Consider the following 17,080-nt stretch of genomic DNA (forward strand, 5'->3'; position numbering starts at 1 on the left):
GAAGATGATTCTCTTAGATCATGACCAAAGACTGATAGTGCGTGCGGAGTGTCAAAAATTGATGGAGGGGGGGAAGCATTCGCCCAAATGAACCATCATTAGGGGGATGTTGCCTGAATGGATATTATTAATCAAACGAACCGAACGATGCTTTTTGAAGAGATCAATCCTGAGAAAATGGATTTGATTACGATTGTCGGTGACGTAAAAGGGATCGACAGTTTGAATGATGACAAGATCAAGGAGATCAACGAACACTTGCTTGTACGCAACTTCGATGAGTTTTTGGACAAGTTTTCTCCCAGTGTGTATTCCTTTTTCAATGCGGTAAACCAGAAAGTCATGTATACGCTTAAAAAACCGGAAGGGATTCCGGATGAAGCAATCTCTGAGATCAAAATTGATCATAGCAATGACTTCCTGAGAATGCTCTTTACCCTGATCGATACCAAACGTAGTCAGGGGATTACGAATGTAGATTTCAAGTTTGAAAATTTGCTGGATATGATTTCACCGAAAAAGGTTATGGATGACATTCGGCAGGTACGGAAAGAAATTCATTACATGTATGGCCAGCATGAGAAGCTTGATGACGGGGACCCGAAGAAGTTGGATATCGGGGATAAACTTAATGTCATGTTTGAAGATGCCAGCCGGAACTATAACAATGTTATGGCAATGCTGCCACTGGCCATCGAAGATATCAAAACCCGCTTGTTGCTGGGCCGTGCTCAAGAAGAAACTTCTTCCGAAGCGATTCAGGTAGGACAACTCACGATTGGTGAGAGCGGAGAATTGAAAATTATTGAAGCTCCAAAGAGTGATAACAACGAGTTGATGCTCCTGGATGAGTCGACAAGCACAGATTTGACTCAGGTGTTTGCCGAAGATTATGATTCACTCTCCGAGGCACCTTCACCGTATGTACAGGATCTGGTCGTTCGTACATTCTGCCCACTTCCTGCGGTTCAGACGGATGTTGATACGGCAGTTGAAGTACAGAATTACAATACATACCTGGAATTTTACAAGAACGCCAAGGATGACTTTGTGAAAACCGTAAAACCGCTGGTAGAGAAAATTTTGGGTGTCAAAATGTTCTTTGATCAATATGCGACCAAAAACAAAGGCATGCTGCCTTCCATGCTGATTGCCAATGCCAAGCTGGATATGCTTGTTAAGAGCAGTAACATTCCGCGGCTGGAGACCTATCTCAACACAGTCAATGCGAAGAATGATTTTACCGACACCATTTGGTTCGGTATTGTTCCTTCCGTTGAACTGGAGAATACGGGACAAGTTCAAGTCAGTCGTGCCCGTTTCCGTGGTAACGAGAAAGTGGTTAAACAAGACGGAAACAGTATGGAATCCCTGTCCATGCTCCTGCAAGTCGTTAAAGACTACAAAGTACAAGTATTCTTCAGCTTTGAATCCGGAGAAGAGACTACATTCAGTAGCATGGCTACTGCGGGCATCGATAAATATATTGATAAATGCTCGGTATTAACTCGCAAGGACTACAGCGAATTCGCCATTCCAAGTGCTCCGAATTTCACCATTATTCCGAAAGAGAAGTCCGGTGTCGTTATCGACAGTCGTATGCTTCAGACAGAGAATGGTGTGGAACTTTCCAAGGAGAAAGAAGACATTTTGAAGCTGTGGATTGAAGGTGTGTATGTCGGTGCGTCTTATGTATCTGCCGGAATTGTGGCTGCATATCAGTGCCCCGAGTATCTACGAGGCGCATTCAAAACCGTGAACCGGGATTATCCAGGTGTGCGTTTTGATATTGAGGCAGGCGATAACAGTCTGCGTGTCGTGACTACGATGACCAAAGAAATCTCCGGATTCACGAACACCATCAAGGATTCGATTAACCGCAAAAACTTTGGATTTATTTTCTCATCGGAAAATGCCCAAATCCAGGATAGCGATATCAAGCGGATCACGGTATACAAAGCGAGAAGCATGGCGATGTCCGAAGATGGCTTTGATTCCTTGTATAAAACACTCGTAAGTACTTACATTGAGCGCTTGCTCCGTTTCCAGACGGGTGATTTCAAGCATGAAAATATCGTCAAATTCTTCAGCAACAATCCGAGCAGTCAGAAGAGCCGGTGGCTGGGAACCCGAGGGTCGATCAATTCGATCATTCAGGAAGGTGACGACATGAGCTTTATCATCGATGAGAAGAGCAATATGTGCCACATTGATCTGGTATTCAACGGCAACGTGAAGAACCTGGAGGTCATGATTACCAAAGGCACCAGCGCGATGAAAGTGTAAGAGACTGGAGTAGTTACAAGTTTTGGATTTTAAATATAATTCTTCAAACAACGAATTGTAGACATTTATTTTGGTGTTAGAGGCAGCCTTTACTGGCTGACCTTATACATATATTCCGGTACCTCTCCCCAGATGGAGAGCATGCCGGGCACATTGTTTTCTAATCTTAAGGAGGTTTTTATTAATGGGTTTTGTATTGAAAGTAGAAGGCGCAGAAACAATCGAATTGGGAATGGATAATATCCGCACAGTAGTGTATGACACAGATACACCGGATGATTCCAACGCTAGATCCACAGATGTAGGTGCAACACTTCGCATCAGTGGCAAAATTATTACAGCAACAGACGGTGACAATGCAGATGACACGATGAAACTTGCTCTGTGGTCCCTCGTTCCAGCTGAAAAAGCAGATTGCTACCGTAAAGTAACCCTGGAAGTGGTTGCAGCGGATCAAGTGGTACGCAAAATTTACATGCCTAACGCGTTCGTTGTGGATTACACAGAGCGTTTCGGAGATACCGAAGGCGTGGGTGAATTCAGCCTGTTCATCAAACAGAAAAAAGACAAAACTGAATTCACTAAAATCGAAGGCGGCTTCCCGGTATAAAAGGGGGCAACTAATGTTCCGGGTCAGTTATGACTGGCCTAGAATAACGCTGTCATGTTAAGGGGCCCTTGTGCCCCTTAATCTTTATTTACGCCCGAATACGGCAGGGAGGCAGGAACGAATACCATGAAAGATTATTATGCCGTGCTTGGTGTGGAACGTGAAGCTTCTCCGGAGCAGATCAAAAAGGCTTATCGTCAATTGGCGAAGAAATTTCACCCGGATGTTAACGGGGGAGATCCGCAGGCAGAGGCGCGTTTCAAGCAAGTACATGAGGCCTACAGCACACTCGGAAACCCCGAGTTAAGGGCAGCATACAATCAACAACCTCGATCTACAGGGAATCCAGGAGGGGCAAAAGGAGCAACATCCAGTACTGCACGAGAAAAGAGTGGACATACAAAAAATGGACCTATGAATACCGAGAAGGTATGGTCTGATCCATCACGAATGCAGGAACAGTTTGAACAATTTTTTGGCTATAGCCCCAAAGGCAAGGAAAGCTCAAACAGTGGCAAAGCCGATCCCAATAAAGGAATGGATATGTCCGCCATGTTTGACCGATATTTCGGAGTTCGAAAAAAGTAAACCGGTGGCCTGTAATGGATCGTGCCGGTTCAGGCGGAGGTTATGGAAGTGAGACGAGGAAGGTCGGTAATGACGATAGGGCTTGACGTATGCGTCGCCATGATTTCGTTAGCCGTGCTGTATTACATATTCATCATAAACCGGGACATAAGTGCCCAGTGGATAACTGGAATTATTGTAGTCCTCTCCGGGGGAGCATACCTATTTTTTAAATACATACCTGCCACCAAGGGGGAAAAGAAGAAGCTGTCTTCACGTGTTGTGAAACTCGTGCTGTTGGACGACGACGGTACAAGTGTGAAGGAATGGTACATTCAGGGTGAGACGAGTGTATTGATCGGAAAAAGTTCGAAGAACAGTGAGGCGGACATTGATCTGTCCGATACTCCATATGCTTCCCTCATCAGTCCGCAACATGCTGTGCTGAACAAAGCCTCGGGCCAATGGTTTATCGAGGATATTGACTCGGCCAGCGGCGTAGGTGTACGTAAGGGAAATCAAAGCAGATCATCCAAATTGGAAATCGAAGAACCCAGCCTGATTGAGGCAGGGGACTTAATTTATATTGCCAATACCCGAATTTTGGTGAAATAACGTTGGCGTACCATTATACAAGCTACGGGGGAATGAAAAGAAATGAGTCTGACAAGATGTGGAAACGGACATATGTTCAGCACGAGACGGCACGGAAACACGTGTCCATATTGCAATCTGGCCGTCGAGTCACCGGCTTCCGGCAATAGTGAAGCAGCGGGAGCAATCCCACGCGCGCCTCGCACGGCAGAGGATGACAGAACGATGCCATACCTGGGGGAAACGACAGGAATTGAACCGGTAACGGGATGGATGGTGTGTATCGAAGGTCCGCAGATGGGCCAGGATTATCGAATTATGGCTGAAAAGAACTTTATTGGACGTTCGGAAGAGATGCATGTTCGAATCCTAGGGGATAACACGATTTCAAGGCGTAATCATGCGGTGATTGTATATGATCCAAAAAAACGGAATTTCTATCTGCTGCCCGGCGATGCTTCCGGCCTTGCCTATCACAACAATGAAGCGGTCTATTCTCCGGTGGAACTGGCTGCCTACGACGTCATTCAATTGGGACGCAGCAAATTCATTTTCATCCCATTATGTGGTGTGCATTTTGAATGGGAGCAACAGTGAATACCTTCATGATCTTGTGGAACGACAAGGAGCTAACGCCTTATTGGGTTCTGGCAGCAGGCTGTTTGTCGATCTGGTTGTTGTTATTCGTCCGAAGCCGGATTCCGGTAAGGCAACGTGACGATAGGCCAGTAGGTGTTCAGATCGGGAATGGACAGACCATTGGTGCTCGCAGTGAGCAGGATGATTATTTTGCCTGCGCCGTGGAGCCTTATGGTGTACTTGCAGTACTTGCCGATGGAATTAGCGGATTATCTGGAGGGAAAGTAGCCAGTACCACTGCCGTAGAAACATTTATCCGTGAGTTTGAAGAGTTGGAGCGGTTTCCTGATCCAGAGGAGTTTTGGGATGCTTCTTCCCATGCGGCAAACCAGGCGATTCTTCGTAACTTGCTTGGCGTTCCGGGCGGAACAACGTTGGTATCAGCCATGATCAAGGGCAGAGAGCTATATTGGGGCGCGGTAGGAGACAGTATTTTGGCCGTATTTCGCAAAGGTGAGCTACTTGCTATCAATCATAAACATACGCTGGAAACTCAACTCGAAGAACAGTATATGTCTGGAGAAATATCGGAGCAGGAGGCGTTGGATAATCCGCAGCGCAAAAGGCTGGTCAACTATTTGGGGTACGACCATTTTAAACAAATGGAAATCGCGGACGAGCCGTTTGCACTGCAACCGGCGGACAAGATTGTGTTATGCAGTGACGGGGTATACAACTCCCTTACTGAGATGGAACTGGAGACTATACTGGCGAAAGACATGTCGCCATTTGATGCAGCCCAGACCATCATTGATTTGATTGAAGAAAAACAGCTCGTGCATCAGGATAATGCCACGATTATCATTTTGGAGCAAGGATGGTAACGGATCAGGCAACGCACAGGGAAGGGAAATGGGGAGACGGATGAGGAAGGAGAACAGTGAATTCAAGACGGCTTTTGTCTCGGAAGCGGGATCTTTCCTGAAAAATCGGGATTTCTACGGCTGCGTTGAGCTGGAAGATTGGGCCTGTTATGTCATTGCAGATGGTTTGGATACGGATACGGAAGTGAATAGCGCACAGATCACAGTGCAGACCATTCTGGAATCCTTTTTGGAAAAACCAACCATGTCCAAACGGAGACTAACAGAGTATATCAAGATTGCACATGAATGGCTTCAGTATGAAAGTCGCCGAGTCAGGCTCAAAGCGGGATTTGTCATTGTTGTGACAGATTATACACGTATGGTGTGGGCATCTGCCGGACACAGCCGGTTGTATCATTTTCGTGGAAATCGGCTTGCACTAAAAAGCAAAGATCATAGCGTTGCTGCCCAGTTGGCAGCCGAAGGCCAGATTGCAGAGGATCGTGTGGATCAGCATGATGAACGCGGTAATCTGAATGAATATGCGGGCAAACCTGGCATGATCAGGCCGTATGTATCGGATAAGATCAAGCTGGCCGATGGCGACGTACTTGTGCTATGCACCCCTGGATTGTGGGAGGGGGTTCAAGATGCCGAGATGATCGATGCGGTTGAAGGCGCCAATGACCCGCAGACACTGGCGGATACGCTTGAAGAAGTGATGCTTAGCAAGCAGCATGCCCGTATCGAGAATTATAGTGCGGCAGCCATATATGTGAACAAGATTTTTCATGAAGAGCCCAAGAACCGTAAGAAATGGATTAAGCGGATTGCCATCATGCTGGTCATGCTCCTGATTTTTGGTGGAGCCGGCATATTCTACGCGGTGAAAAGTGCAGCCAAAAAAGCTGAATTGGTCGTAGATATGCTGCAATATGAACAGACCGCAGACCAGTACGTCAAGGAACAAGAGTATGCCAAGGCGGTCTCGGACTACAGCCTTGCACGCAATAATTCCATCAAAATCAAGGACCCTATACATAAAAAGCTGTTGACCGCGAAGATGTCTGCTGCCCAGACGCTGGTTGATGGGGAAGCTCACCTGAAAGAAGGCGACATTACCAAAGCAACCGCGAGTTACACCAAAGCATTGGAATTGTCTGAATCCTATAGCATGTTCAACCGGGAAGTTATTCAGGAGCGACTGGAGCAGATGACCACTTTCCAGCAAGTGCAAGACTGGATCACCGAGGGCGATCTGAAACTCCAGAACGGAGATTACAGTGGAGCAATCATTTTGTATAAACGGGCCAGAACGGCCGCTACGGAGACGGCTTACAAAGATGCGCTGAAGGAGATTGCTACGCAACTGGAGACGGCCGAGACCAAACGTGCAGATATCAAGCGACAATCCCGGCAGCTTCAGGCAGATACGCTGGAACAGAAGGGTGACCGCTTCAATGAAGCCGGAGACTATAGTGGTGCCATGGAGGCCTATGCTTCGGCACAGGGAATTTATCAAGAGATCGATATGCTGGAACGTGTGCTGGCCATGGAGCGGAAAATAAACAAGCTGGATGAGAAATTGAACCCACCTGTACCGGCGGCTGATCTTACGCAGGATACGGCAGGATTAGATACAGCAAACACATCGGGAATGACCTCGGATATGACCGGCAGTACCGGAAGTATGGGCGCAGGCAATACAGTGGGGAACGGTTCTTCCACTGGTGATGTCACCTCGGCTGGAAATGGCAATGCGGATGCTTCTGGCTCAGGTGCTTCTTCTGGAAAAACGACAAGTAATGCTAGCAGTAATTCTGCCTCCAAGGCTGACGGAAGCACCGACACTACGGAGGTTGACGTGAACGAACAGGAATCATCGGAAGGAGGAGATTCATGATGAAAGACATGATTCGTGACCGTCTTAACAAGATGGAGGATCTGGAACAACGCCGCATGCTCAAAGATCTCATGACAGGCGTTTTTCTTAATCTTGTGGAGTATCAGGAGACGCTGAACAAACAGATTGAGCAACGAGTTTTTGATGAGGTGTTGCCGCAGGAGGAACGTCATGATGTATATGTCACATTATGCGCGCGGGAAGATCTGGACCCCATTCATGAATTTCTGTACCCGATCATTCCTGAGGATGCTGAACCACAGACCGTCTATTTGAGCGAGGCCTCAGAGGCACTGGCGCGTCAGGAAGACATGAAATTGTTCACATTCTACATGGAATGTGGGCAACAGGAACTCCAATCTCTGCTGAACAGTAATCGGACATTTCGCGGGGAGATTGTAACCAATGAAGGCAGACATGCCATAACGGTTCGGTTGAAATCAAGTACTGCGTATATCTCCAAAGTTGAAGAATTGTACCGGGTCTTTCGTAAGAACAGCCTGCCATGGAAATCGATTAATGCACCTTATATTTTCAAATTCGTTGATTGTGTTCTAGTGGGTTCGGATGACGGAGAGGCATGGGACAAACAACATACTGTCAAGGAACTTTCCATCCATCTGGAGGAGTTCGAGTCTTATAAAAGAACCAATATGATTCCGCTGTGGAACATCCAGAAGTTGGATATGAAAACGGGTGGATTCCCTGTTCCGGCTTCGGACCGAATCAATTATGAACATGTGTTGCCACTCCGCAAAACCGGAACGGAACACGGATATCTGGTGGATGGAGACGAATCGCATATTCGGTATATCAAAAGATCGGAAGAAGATATCACCATCGTATCACCACTGGAAAAATCCGATTCATGGACGGTGCTGAAAATAGCCGGTCCTGTCGCAACTCGAATTGGCAGAATGGACTATCCACTGTTTTCCAATAACAAACGGGAAGGGTTTGCCGGTAAATATGCGCGTCAGGAAGGACGTTCTGTGCGGTCCAAAGGGGAGATTGCCCGCATGGTTCACGCTTTTCAGGCAGCAGAGGGATTGGAACTGGAAGATGTACAAGTGGTGGCGCCAGGACCCGCTTTGGGCATTACGTACCCACTTAATACATTTGTAAGCGACCATGTCCGTGTTGAGGCAGATAAACATCGAATGATTTTAAGGTTCAGCAGACACGGGAAGCAGCCGTTACAGGCTATTTTTCTGGATGATCTGCTGAGCTTTCTGGTATCCGAAATCCAGCTGGCTTTCCCCGAATACTGCTGCGAAGGGGAATGGGTGTGAGTACAGCATGAATTACATCTGGGATCTGATTATTCGAGCTAAACGTGATGGAACCGATCTGCGCGACGTAACCTTTGTGCCAGCACGTGTATATTCGCCTTATATGGAACTTAGCCAGACAAACCTGAATGCTTCAGGCGTGGAAGGTACGGTTGAAGTCAATCCGTATTATCGCTTTTTTGATATTTTCCGGGACCTGTTCGATATCAATAATGAACAGCAGGTGGAGTTGCGGGAAGCACTCTTTGATCTGGTTATTCATTTTCTGGCGGATATGGATTTGATGCAGGGTATGAACAAGAGGGAGTATTATATTCGCTTCATTCTGAAGGATATGCATTCGGGTGTATACGGGGATCGGGTTCGGCGGCGACTGGAGCTGTTCGGGCAGGAGGAGCAGGAAGTGATCGCCTGCAATATGCTCCGTTTGTATGATACGGGAGAGGCCGTTCATCTACTGAGGGATACCCTTGTTCGAATGTTCCCGCGTTCAACCCTTTATGCCAATTGTGAGGAGAAGGATGAATTGCTTTTGTATATTGGTCAGGTAGAACGTACAGAAGCGAAGGAGAAGCTGGAACTGATTCTTGAGCTCTTTCTGCCGGTACGTTTCGACACGGAAATATACTGGGGGCATCATTTTGGCATTCTGGATGTGGACTATACGATGATACAGGACGGGATTGCCCTATATTAAGCAGCATCAGCAGTTGTAAGGAGGAAGTATAGATGAACGGCTATTCATACCGATTGTATCCTGACGCCACGAGCAGGGAACGTTCCAGAGGAACCATGCGTTATACGCGCGAAGAATTGATGGACATGACCACATTCCAATTACGGAACATTTGCTACAAGGAACGGTTAATTGAGGGATTGGGCCCTCGGACGGAGCGGGAAGAACTGATTCGGATTATTTTAAAATTTCTGGGAGCGGACGATGTATTGTGGATCGATCAGTCTGTTGAAGGTGGATTCGAGCGCATCCAAAAGGCTATCTCTCGTCATATGACGGCTCCCATGAGCAGTGATGGAGGCATTAGTGTGCCTGCGCGACTGATTCTGTACGAAGGATTGAACGTGGACAAGCTGGATCGATATGTGGTCACGGCACCGGGTGGATTAACCGAATCCAACGTACTTTTAGTCAATGAGAGCATGGAGCTGTGTGGCATCTTCAACCTGGTTAAGGACGACTCCGTATCGGGAACCTTTTATTTGACGGCAGGAAGTGGATCAACCTGGAAGAGATCGGGAAACAGACAATACAGTCTTCTCTTTTTCCGTAAACGCGACTCCGAGTATCTATATGAAACCTATCATTCCAGCAGACCGCTTCCACCGGTTCATATTCAATATACTCAAATCCCACTGGCAGATCTGGACATCCGGGAGCTTGAACCGACAGAAGCAGTGCTTGCAATTGATTTTGGCACCTCCAATACGACGGCAGGCGCCTATTTGCATAACGGTTATATTCAGGCGCCAAGTAGCCAGGATTTGCTGAATGGACGAGTCCGTATGGATGCCATCAACTATGTTGCTTTTCCCGACCCTACATACAAAGATACGGACTGGATCGAGGTCCTGCCTACGGCAATCGGTGTGGCGGAGTGTTCGGATCCAGCGAACATTCGTTACGAGTTCGGCTATGAAGCGCTGCGAAGCATGCGTCGGGGAGGGTACAGCAGCCGGGCGAGTGTTTTCCGCAGCATGAAGCGCTGGGTGAACAACTACAACAAAATGGAAGAAATTGTCGATGTTCATGGCAATGCAGCCATGGTTTCTCGTATGGATCTGCTGCGTGCGTACATGAACTACATCATCCGAACGGCAGAGCATCAGTTCAAGTGCAAGTTTCGGCATGTGCATTTTACCAGTCCCGTGAAGATGAAAACACAGTTTTTGCAGATGTTCGGAGAGATGCTTCCGGATTATCGGATTGAGCAGACGTATGCGCTGGATGAGGGAATGGCTGTGCTCTATAACACCCTTGCTGACGGCATGGAACGTGGTGCTTTCATGGAAGGGCAGACGTACCATGCGCTCGTGATTGATTGTGGAGGTGGAACGACCGATTTGTCTTCCTGTGCCTTTACGATCGAGGACGGACATATGGCGTACAAGCTCGATATCCATACTACCTACGAAAATGGGGATACGAACTTCGGAGGTCACAACATTACCTATCGTATTATGCAATTCATGAAAATTGTATTCGCCGACTACTATAGCGGACGCCGTCAGGTGACGGATATTGATAGTCTAATCGAGGCACCTGGTGCGGATGTGTTCCGTCAGGTGGACGAAGAGGGTGTGAAGTCCGTTTATCAAAAGCTGGAGCAACGCTATGAGGAGGCAGAACATATCATCCCTACTGCGTTTGCACGTCGAGAGAATCGTTCACGGGACGAGTATTTGCGGGTAAGAGGCAACTTCTACTTTCTATGGGAAATCGCAGAAGAGATGAAGCAGCAATTTTTCCGCAAAACCGGCATCTTGCGTAACCGATTCCACTCGGAGATGGAGGGCGACGGGGACAGTGATCTGCAGATCACCACCATGGAGCGTTGGTTCCTCTCGGTAGAACGGAATGGGGAGTTGAAGGATGAATATGAGTTCCCTGATGTGGTGTTCAATATCAAGGAAATTACCCAGCTGATTAAGGCCGATATCTATGAAGTAGTTCGCAAGTTTTTGGATGATTTTTATCGTCAAGGGCGGATGAACCAGTACTCGATTATCAAGTTGACAGGTCAGTCCTGCCGCATTGATGTATTTAGGGAAGCATTGAAAGAGTTTGTTCCAGGCAGAAGCATTGAGTTTCGGCAAAAACCTGCAGAAGGGCGTGTGCCTGATCTTAAACTTGCCTGCCTTCGAGGGGCGATTCGTTATCTGAGTGCCCGCAAAACAGGAAGCGTTCAAGCCGACATCACGCATGATGCCGCTGTAATTCCGTATACCGTAAGTGCCTACACGCATAATGGACGGGAAAAAATGCTGATCAGCAGTCTGGATCGGAGTGATGGTATTCCCGGTAGCATTTCCCGGCCATTCGAGACGGCAGAAGTGGAGTTGTACCTTAGCGGAAGCGATGGCCAGCTGAGACAAAAATTCGTATATGCGAACCGCCCGGATTTCTATAAAGAGGTACTCTACGAAGACATTCGAGATCGATATGGAGATAAAATTCCGCAAGATGATACGGATTCCATCGTGAATGGAGAGACGAAGTTTTTTGTCTTTCCGGATGATCGTCATTGGGGCTTCCATGTGTTGCCTGTAGCTCGCAGAAATGAACGGCTGTATCTGGGATCGCAGAAGCTGCTTCCGTTTGAGACAGACTTGTCGGAACTGGACTTCTTTGACGGAATGAAGTGAGGACCACGAGCAGAAAGGGGGAACACCGCTCATGTTCACATATTCGTATCCGCATTTTAACAAGGGAAGAATTCTGAAAACATCCATGTTGGAGGGACTACGTGATTTCCCCAGAGACTTCATCGAACTGTACTATCGCGGTTATGCAGATGGCATTCTTGCAGGTGCAGAGGTAGAAGTCTTCCCGGACAAATTGGTCGTCGCTCCTGGGATGGTGCTGTATAAAGGAAGGCTTTATATGCTGACAGAGCCTATGGAACTGGCATACCAAGCTACGGGACGGGTCAATGTGCTGAAGCTTCGGTTTACCGCGGAGGAGACCGTGAGTGACATGACGATAAGCCACTCGGAACTGCTCCTGGATGAAGAGGCAACGTGCACATCGAGTGAGTTGGAGCTGGCTCGATTCAAGCTGAAGGAAGGGGCCCGGCTGCGGCGTGACTACCAGACCTTTGCCGACTTGGCAACGGAGTTCAACACGCTGCATGTCATTCATGTCCCTTATGCAGCCGAGGGGACAAGCACCTTATCCCCGGTTGTCATGAAGGATTATGCCGAGAGGTTGCTTCGAACGGGGACCTCTGATCCCCAGGATCTGGTCTTCGCCATGATGTGTCTCAATGAAGGAACGGTTGGGCGTAGCGTCATCTTGCATCACATTGCCAGTCGATTGGGGCTGGAGTACAGAGAATATGATAATGCGCAAATTCATCGATATCTGGATCGTATACTGGCGAATGCAGGTCGGGGAACGGGACGTTCGGGTATGCCGGTGGGCGGACCACATCGTATGATTGTAGATTGAAATTTTCAAGTGAATGGGAGGATGGAATTCGTTTATGGAACATATGGATCGCAAAATCATCCCGATGTTATATGGCAAAACATTGAACGGTGAACCTCATCAGGGAACAGAGACTAGAGATGTTGAAGCCTCTCCTGAATCAAGAGAAGTTAAACCATTCGAGCCAATAACCATGATACACCTTGAACAGGAAACGATACATCTGAGAAGAATGGAGCTATACGAGGGCAAGGTTACGGTGTCTCTTCCCCGCACATTTCGTTTGGTGACAGAAAGAGAAGCTCAGTTAAAATATCCGTCGTCCCATCGTCCTGAATGGATCTATACCAATGATTCGGGAACGATCAACTTTACGTTCAAGACATTGGATCATCGTCTTGCTCCGGAAGAGCTGAATTCCTTTACGGAATCGATGGCTGATGTGATTCGTGCAACTCAACCTGTACGAGAATGGAAAAAACACGGCGTTCGAGTAACGGGTGCCGGTCTTTCCACGGGTTACTGCCAGTTCGTTGTTCAGGGATTGAATGATCAAATTTATAACCATATGGTGTTCACCATTTTAGATCAGAAAGTCCTTGTTTATGGTTTTAACTGTACGGACGATGAGAAGAGAAATTGGATGGAACCCGGTGGTACACTTCTGGATACACTCATTGTCGAAATGAATTAGAGAGGAGCTGAGTCCATGAGCCTGACGTATGAAAATCTGATTATTGAACCTTATGAGCTAGTACATCTGCAAGAATTGACAATCCGCAAAAAGATGAATGAGCACACCCGTCTTGTTTTCAAAGGTATGGTATCCGAGGAATGGAAAGATCGTTATGTGGATGTTACGGATAAGAATACCCCGATTGAAGTGTGGCAAAAGGACGAGGAGGGGAACAAAACTCCGCTATTCAAAGGCATTCCTTTATCTGTAGAAGTGCAGGTTGTGAGGGGCGTATATACGCTCCAAGTTGAAGCAATCTCACATACGTACCTGATGGATGTCAAAAAGCGAACACGTACGTTTCAAAACATCCAGATGACGCTCCCTGAATTGTTAAAGGAGCTGGATCAGGATTATCCGGGACTGGACGTGATCGATGAGGGGACCGGGGGAGCCAAGATTGGCAAGGTTGCCGTGCAATATCAGGAAACAGACTGGGCATTTCTCAGAAGGCTGGCTTCTAGATTTCATACGAGTCTGATGCCTGCGGCTCAATTCGACAGTCCAAAATTTTATTTCGGCGTATATGAGCATGGTAACTCGATCGAGCTGGATAATACACGTTATACCGTCCACAAAAATATGACTCCGTTCATGTACTTCACGGAGAACGAGACCGTTAATGTGAATGAAAGTGACTTCATTGTATACGAAGTGGAGACAGATCAAGTTATGGAACTGGGACACCATATCTCATTCCGAGGCAGAAGTCTGTATCTTACGGAAGCCTATACGGAACTCGCCGGAGGTATTTTAAAGCATAAATATGTGCTAAGTCTTCACAAAGGATTGCGACAGAAGACGTACTACAATCCGCTGATAGCTGGAAGCTCATTAATGGGACGTGTTATCGGTGTACATGGTGGGCAGGTTCAGGTGCATCTTGATTGTGATGATAAACAAGGGACGGAAGATGCACTGTGGCTGTTGTATCAATCTCCGTATATTGCAGAGGGAGAGACCGGCTGGTATGTCATGCCCGAAATTGGTGACCCGATAGCTGTATATTTTCCAACGATGTATGAAGAAGACGCTTACGCCACAGGTGCTCCACGACTGGATAACAAGTCGTCATCCACCAACAAGCTGAACAATCCTGATCATAAAATATTTCGTACTCCTCATGGGAAAGAGATACGTCTTACTCCAGACGCTGTAATCATTAGCGGTAAAGAAGGAGAGGTCTATATTCGACTTAGTGGAAATGAAGGTATTCATATTGCAGGTAGTCAGCAGGTAAGTATGTCAGCAGGAGGGAGCATTTCGTTAAAAGCAGGAAAGAAAATTACATTATCTGCAGGATCAGAACTTCTTCTTGAAGGAGGAGGAGGGAAAATAAGGCTGGATGGTCAGGCTCAAATGAGCGGGACAGAAGTGAAATCTAATTAACGCTGGAAGGAGGAAAGTCAGTGAGCCGGAAGGAATCACTACTGCACTTTTATACGAATCAAGTGGAGCCTGAACGAATCAGGCTGATGGCTGACATTCAACATACATTAAACAGCCAATTCCCAATGTTGACTACGGAGTTCCTAAGATATTTCGAGGAATTAGCTAGTAAAATAAGGCACAGTCAACAAATTGGTGCCAAAGGGAATGTTGCTTACATCCAATATTCTTTGTTGCGGACAGAAGTCGCTAGGGGAGCGATGCATTATCTTGCCGAAGCCAGTGATATGTCATGGCTTCTCGACAGAGACCCTATACAGGCAATATATGATGCCAAGTGGGCCTTTGATTGTTTGGAACGGATGCTTGATCGTTTGAAGAAGACACTTCCTGATTATCAGGGGATGATCTCGATGGTTGAACTGGATCGAATACGACTTCAAGAGGTAACTTTGGTTCATCGCTATGTTATTTATTTTATTCGTCAATGTTTCCATCAGCTCCTTGATTCCCAACTGATATCGGATATGCAGGTGGAGCCCGAATTTGAGATTCGTGTAGGGGAGTATTTGGATACCAGTGAATGTGTGTATCGCCTTGACCAACGAGAACGGAACCTGGAAGACATCGGCAGGGAGCTTGAGGAGGGTGATGGTTTGGGTGGGATGTATGCGGACTATCACGATCTGGACATGGAAGAGATGATATGCAGCGATTTAGACTTCCGGTATAGCAGGTTTAATGACATCAGATTAAAATCAACAGATTTTGAACGTTGTGTCTTGGTAGGCACACGTTGGCATAACTGTGATATGAGAGATACCAATTTTGCTGACAGTCTACTATACGGTGCTGACTTCAATGGATGTTCACTGGAGAGGGCTATCTTCAGGGGCATTTCTGGGGAAGAAGGGCATCCTGATGGTCGAATACAGGGTCCTGGGTACTCAGGTATCAACTTCGAGAATGCGAACTTAACCGGAGCAGATTTCAGGGGAGCGCGACTCCGTGGAGCTATATTTCGTAGAGCAAACCTAACCAACGTGTTATGGGATGGGGCAGATCTGGAAGGTGCGATATTTGAGGAGTCGGTGAAGGAGGAATCGCCATGCGATACTTTAGGCTGATGCAGGATACCAGATGGACAAATCGTGTAGAGACAGAAGCGGTTGGTGAGGTACAGCGTCGAGAGTGGAATGCTTCTTTTCAGGAGGGGAGTAGTAATCACACCGCAATTAACCTTTCAATCAAAAGCAGACCTAATGTAGATTACACCGATTATTTGGAGCGCCCTGTACCTCTGGTATCGGATCGAATGCTGGAAGTATTTACGTTGTACCATCCCGGCTTAATTCGCAGGGCGGCAGTGTTGACGGACAAAGCACGTATGTCCCAGGAGACCTATTGGGCTATTTATCCAACGGTAATGGATGTGCTCTCTCCCCAAACCGAACGTCATCTGGATGGAAGTCTGAAACAGATTGTTCTGGATCGAGGTAAGGCTGAACTTCCTTTGTTTCAATTAAAGGAACCTCGTGAATCTGTCATCATCGTTAATCTAGCTTTGGCAGAGAGTCTGCTGCGTCGGGATTTTTCCGGGATTCAGCTGGTCCGTCTGGAGCAGGAACAGACAATATAGAGAGGAGAGAGGCGAAATGGCACAAGGTAATCAAGAGAGTGAGATCAGTCTTCAACCTGCTACAGGAGATTCCAAGAGTTATGTGGTTGCCGGAGCGATTCTGCATTGCAGTTGTGGTACACAGCGTACCCGATTAAAGATCCCATTTAGTCATGGCGTTTACATCAAAGGCAAGGCTCAGTTGACGATTGAAGATTATGTACCTGGAGTCCATATTGGATCATTTGGGAATTGCTCCAATATGGAGAATCCAGCTGTATCCAACAGTATGATGGTGGATATCTATGGAGTGAAGAAAGCACCGTGTGTACCTGTATTGACTATGCCTTGGCTACATGGCAAAGGAGATGCCAAGGTGGAAGGGAAAGCTGCTCTACTTGGTCACTGTACGCATAAGTGTCTGTATGGTGGAGATATCGTCATCGAGGATGACGGACAGCAGCTGGATTTTTGA

The 17,080-nt window shown here is 47.1% G+C and carries 16 protein-coding genes; all 16 read left to right on the forward strand.

The window, feature by feature from the left end:
- Positions 1-117 precede the first annotated feature (117 nt).
- The 16 genes from MHI14_RS08480 to MHI14_RS08555 all read left to right on the forward strand — a co-directional run bounded on the left by MHI14_RS08480 (position 118) and on the right by MHI14_RS08555 (position 17,080).
- A complete protein-coding gene (locus MHI14_RS08480; RefSeq protein ID WP_133385626.1) occupies positions 118-2,286 on the forward strand; it encodes a transcriptional regulator in 2,169 nt (722 codons plus the stop codon).
- A gap of 184 nt (positions 2,287-2,470) precedes the next feature.
- The gene (locus tag MHI14_RS08485) at positions 2,471-2,896 is read left to right on the forward strand and encodes a hypothetical protein (RefSeq protein ID WP_056695746.1); all 426 of its coding nucleotides are present in this window, start codon (positions 2,471-2,473) and stop codon (positions 2,894-2,896) included.
- A gap of 126 nt (positions 2,897-3,022) precedes the next feature.
- Positions 3,023-3,484: a J domain-containing protein gene (locus tag MHI14_RS08490; RefSeq protein ID WP_133385625.1), complete on the forward strand. Its 462-nt coding sequence runs from the start codon at positions 3,023-3,025 to the stop codon at positions 3,482-3,484.
- Positions 3,485-3,745: 261 nt separating this feature from the next.
- Positions 3,746-4,078: an FHA domain-containing protein gene (locus tag MHI14_RS08495; RefSeq protein WP_341130185.1), complete on the forward strand. Its 333-nt coding sequence runs from the start codon at positions 3,746-3,748 to the stop codon at positions 4,076-4,078.
- A gap of 42 nt (positions 4,079-4,120) precedes the next feature.
- Positions 4,121-4,654, forward strand: coding sequence for an FHA domain-containing protein (locus MHI14_RS08500; protein WP_133385623.1), 534 nt, complete (start codon positions 4,121-4,123; stop codon positions 4,652-4,654).
- Positions 4,639-5,520 carry a PP2C family protein-serine/threonine phosphatase gene (locus tag MHI14_RS08505; protein WP_228469530.1) on the forward strand — a complete coding sequence of 294 codons (882 nt, stop codon included), beginning with the start codon at positions 4,639-4,641 and terminating at the stop codon, positions 5,518-5,520. The genes MHI14_RS08500 and MHI14_RS08505 overlap by 16 nt, the downstream gene beginning before the upstream one ends.
- Complete coding sequence (locus MHI14_RS08510; protein ID WP_133385622.1) at positions 5,486-7,405, forward strand: SpoIIE family protein phosphatase; 1,920 nt, start codon at positions 5,486-5,488, stop codon at positions 7,403-7,405. The genes MHI14_RS08505 and MHI14_RS08510 overlap by 35 nt, the downstream gene beginning before the upstream one ends.
- Positions 7,405-8,697 carry a normocyte-binding protein gene (locus tag MHI14_RS08515; RefSeq protein ID WP_133386023.1) on the forward strand — a complete coding sequence of 431 codons (1,293 nt, stop codon included), beginning with the start codon at positions 7,405-7,407 and terminating at the stop codon, positions 8,695-8,697. The genes MHI14_RS08510 and MHI14_RS08515 overlap by 1 nt, the downstream gene beginning before the upstream one ends.
- Before the next feature lie 7 nt (positions 8,698-8,704).
- Positions 8,705-9,394 (forward strand): iron-dependent peroxidase, encoded by a 690-nt coding sequence (locus MHI14_RS08520; RefSeq protein WP_133385621.1) that lies wholly within the window; start codon positions 8,705-8,707, stop codon positions 9,392-9,394.
- 32 nt (positions 9,395-9,426) lie between these two features.
- On the forward strand, positions 9,427-12,078 hold the full coding sequence (locus tag MHI14_RS08525; RefSeq protein ID WP_133385620.1) for a molecular chaperone: 2,652 nt from the start codon (positions 9,427-9,429) through the stop codon (positions 12,076-12,078).
- Between the two features lie 31 nt (positions 12,079-12,109).
- A complete protein-coding gene (locus MHI14_RS08530; protein WP_133385619.1) occupies positions 12,110-12,883 on the forward strand; it encodes a DNA and RNA helicase in 774 nt (257 codons plus the stop codon).
- 34 nt (positions 12,884-12,917) lie between these two features.
- The gene (locus tag MHI14_RS08535; RefSeq protein WP_133385618.1) at positions 12,918-13,556 is read left to right on the forward strand and encodes a hypothetical protein; all 639 of its coding nucleotides are present in this window, start codon (positions 12,918-12,920) and stop codon (positions 13,554-13,556) included.
- A 15-nt stretch (positions 13,557-13,571) separates the two neighbouring features.
- Positions 13,572-14,987 (forward strand): hypothetical protein, encoded by a 1,416-nt coding sequence (locus MHI14_RS08540; RefSeq protein WP_133385617.1) that lies wholly within the window; start codon positions 13,572-13,574, stop codon positions 14,985-14,987.
- Between the two features lie 20 nt (positions 14,988-15,007).
- Entirely contained in the window at positions 15,008-16,114 is a 1,107-nt protein-coding gene (locus tag MHI14_RS08545; protein ID WP_133385616.1) for a pentapeptide repeat-containing protein, read from the forward strand.
- Positions 16,096-16,626, forward strand: a complete 531-nt coding sequence (locus MHI14_RS08550) for a hypothetical protein (protein ID WP_133385615.1) — start codon at positions 16,096-16,098, stop codon at positions 16,624-16,626. The genes MHI14_RS08545 and MHI14_RS08550 overlap by 19 nt, the downstream gene beginning before the upstream one ends.
- A 16-nt stretch (positions 16,627-16,642) precedes the next feature.
- A complete protein-coding gene (locus MHI14_RS08555; RefSeq protein ID WP_133385614.1) occupies positions 16,643-17,080 on the forward strand; it encodes a DUF4280 domain-containing protein in 438 nt (145 codons plus the stop codon).

Source organism: Paenibacillus sp. FSL K6-2393, from assembly GCF_038002545.1.
Classification (GTDB): Bacteria; Bacillota; Bacilli; order Paenibacillales; family Paenibacillaceae; genus Paenibacillus.

Excerpts from the sequence above, each read along its gene's own strand:
- MHI14_RS08515 (WP_133386023.1), top strand. The coding sequence starts at position 7,405 with ATGAAAGACATGATTCGTGACCGTCTTAACAAGATGGAGGATCTGGAA.
- MHI14_RS08520 (WP_133385621.1), top strand. The coding sequence starts at position 8,705 with ATGAATTACATCTGGGATCTGATTATTCGAGCTAAACGTGATGGAACC.
- MHI14_RS08490 (WP_133385625.1), top strand. The coding sequence starts at position 3,023 with ATGAAAGATTATTATGCCGTGCTTGGTGTGGAACGTGAAGCTTCTCCG.
- MHI14_RS08485 (WP_056695746.1), top strand. The coding sequence starts at position 2,471 with ATGGGTTTTGTATTGAAAGTAGAAGGCGCAGAAACAATCGAATTGGGA.
- MHI14_RS08555 (WP_133385614.1), top strand. The coding sequence starts at position 16,643 with ATGGCACAAGGTAATCAAGAGAGTGAGATCAGTCTTCAACCTGCTACA.
- MHI14_RS08510 (WP_133385622.1), top strand. The coding sequence starts at position 5,486 with ATGCCACGATTATCATTTTGGAGCAAGGATGGTAACGGATCAGGCAAC.
- MHI14_RS08550 (WP_133385615.1), top strand. The coding sequence starts at position 16,096 with ATGCGATACTTTAGGCTGATGCAGGATACCAGATGGACAAATCGTGTA.
- MHI14_RS08540 (WP_133385617.1), top strand. The coding sequence starts at position 13,572 with ATGAGCCTGACGTATGAAAATCTGATTATTGAACCTTATGAGCTAGTA.
- MHI14_RS08530 (WP_133385619.1), top strand. The coding sequence starts at position 12,110 with ATGTTCACATATTCGTATCCGCATTTTAACAAGGGAAGAATTCTGAAA.
- MHI14_RS08500 (WP_133385623.1), top strand. The coding sequence starts at position 4,121 with ATGAGTCTGACAAGATGTGGAAACGGACATATGTTCAGCACGAGACGG.
- MHI14_RS08535 (WP_133385618.1), top strand. The coding sequence starts at position 12,918 with ATGGAACATATGGATCGCAAAATCATCCCGATGTTATATGGCAAAACA.
- MHI14_RS08505 (WP_228469530.1), top strand. The coding sequence starts at position 4,639 with ATGGGAGCAACAGTGAATACCTTCATGATCTTGTGGAACGACAAGGAG.
- MHI14_RS08525 (WP_133385620.1), top strand. The coding sequence starts at position 9,427 with ATGAACGGCTATTCATACCGATTGTATCCTGACGCCACGAGCAGGGAA.
- MHI14_RS08480 (WP_133385626.1), top strand. The coding sequence starts at position 118 with ATGGATATTATTAATCAAACGAACCGAACGATGCTTTTTGAAGAGATC.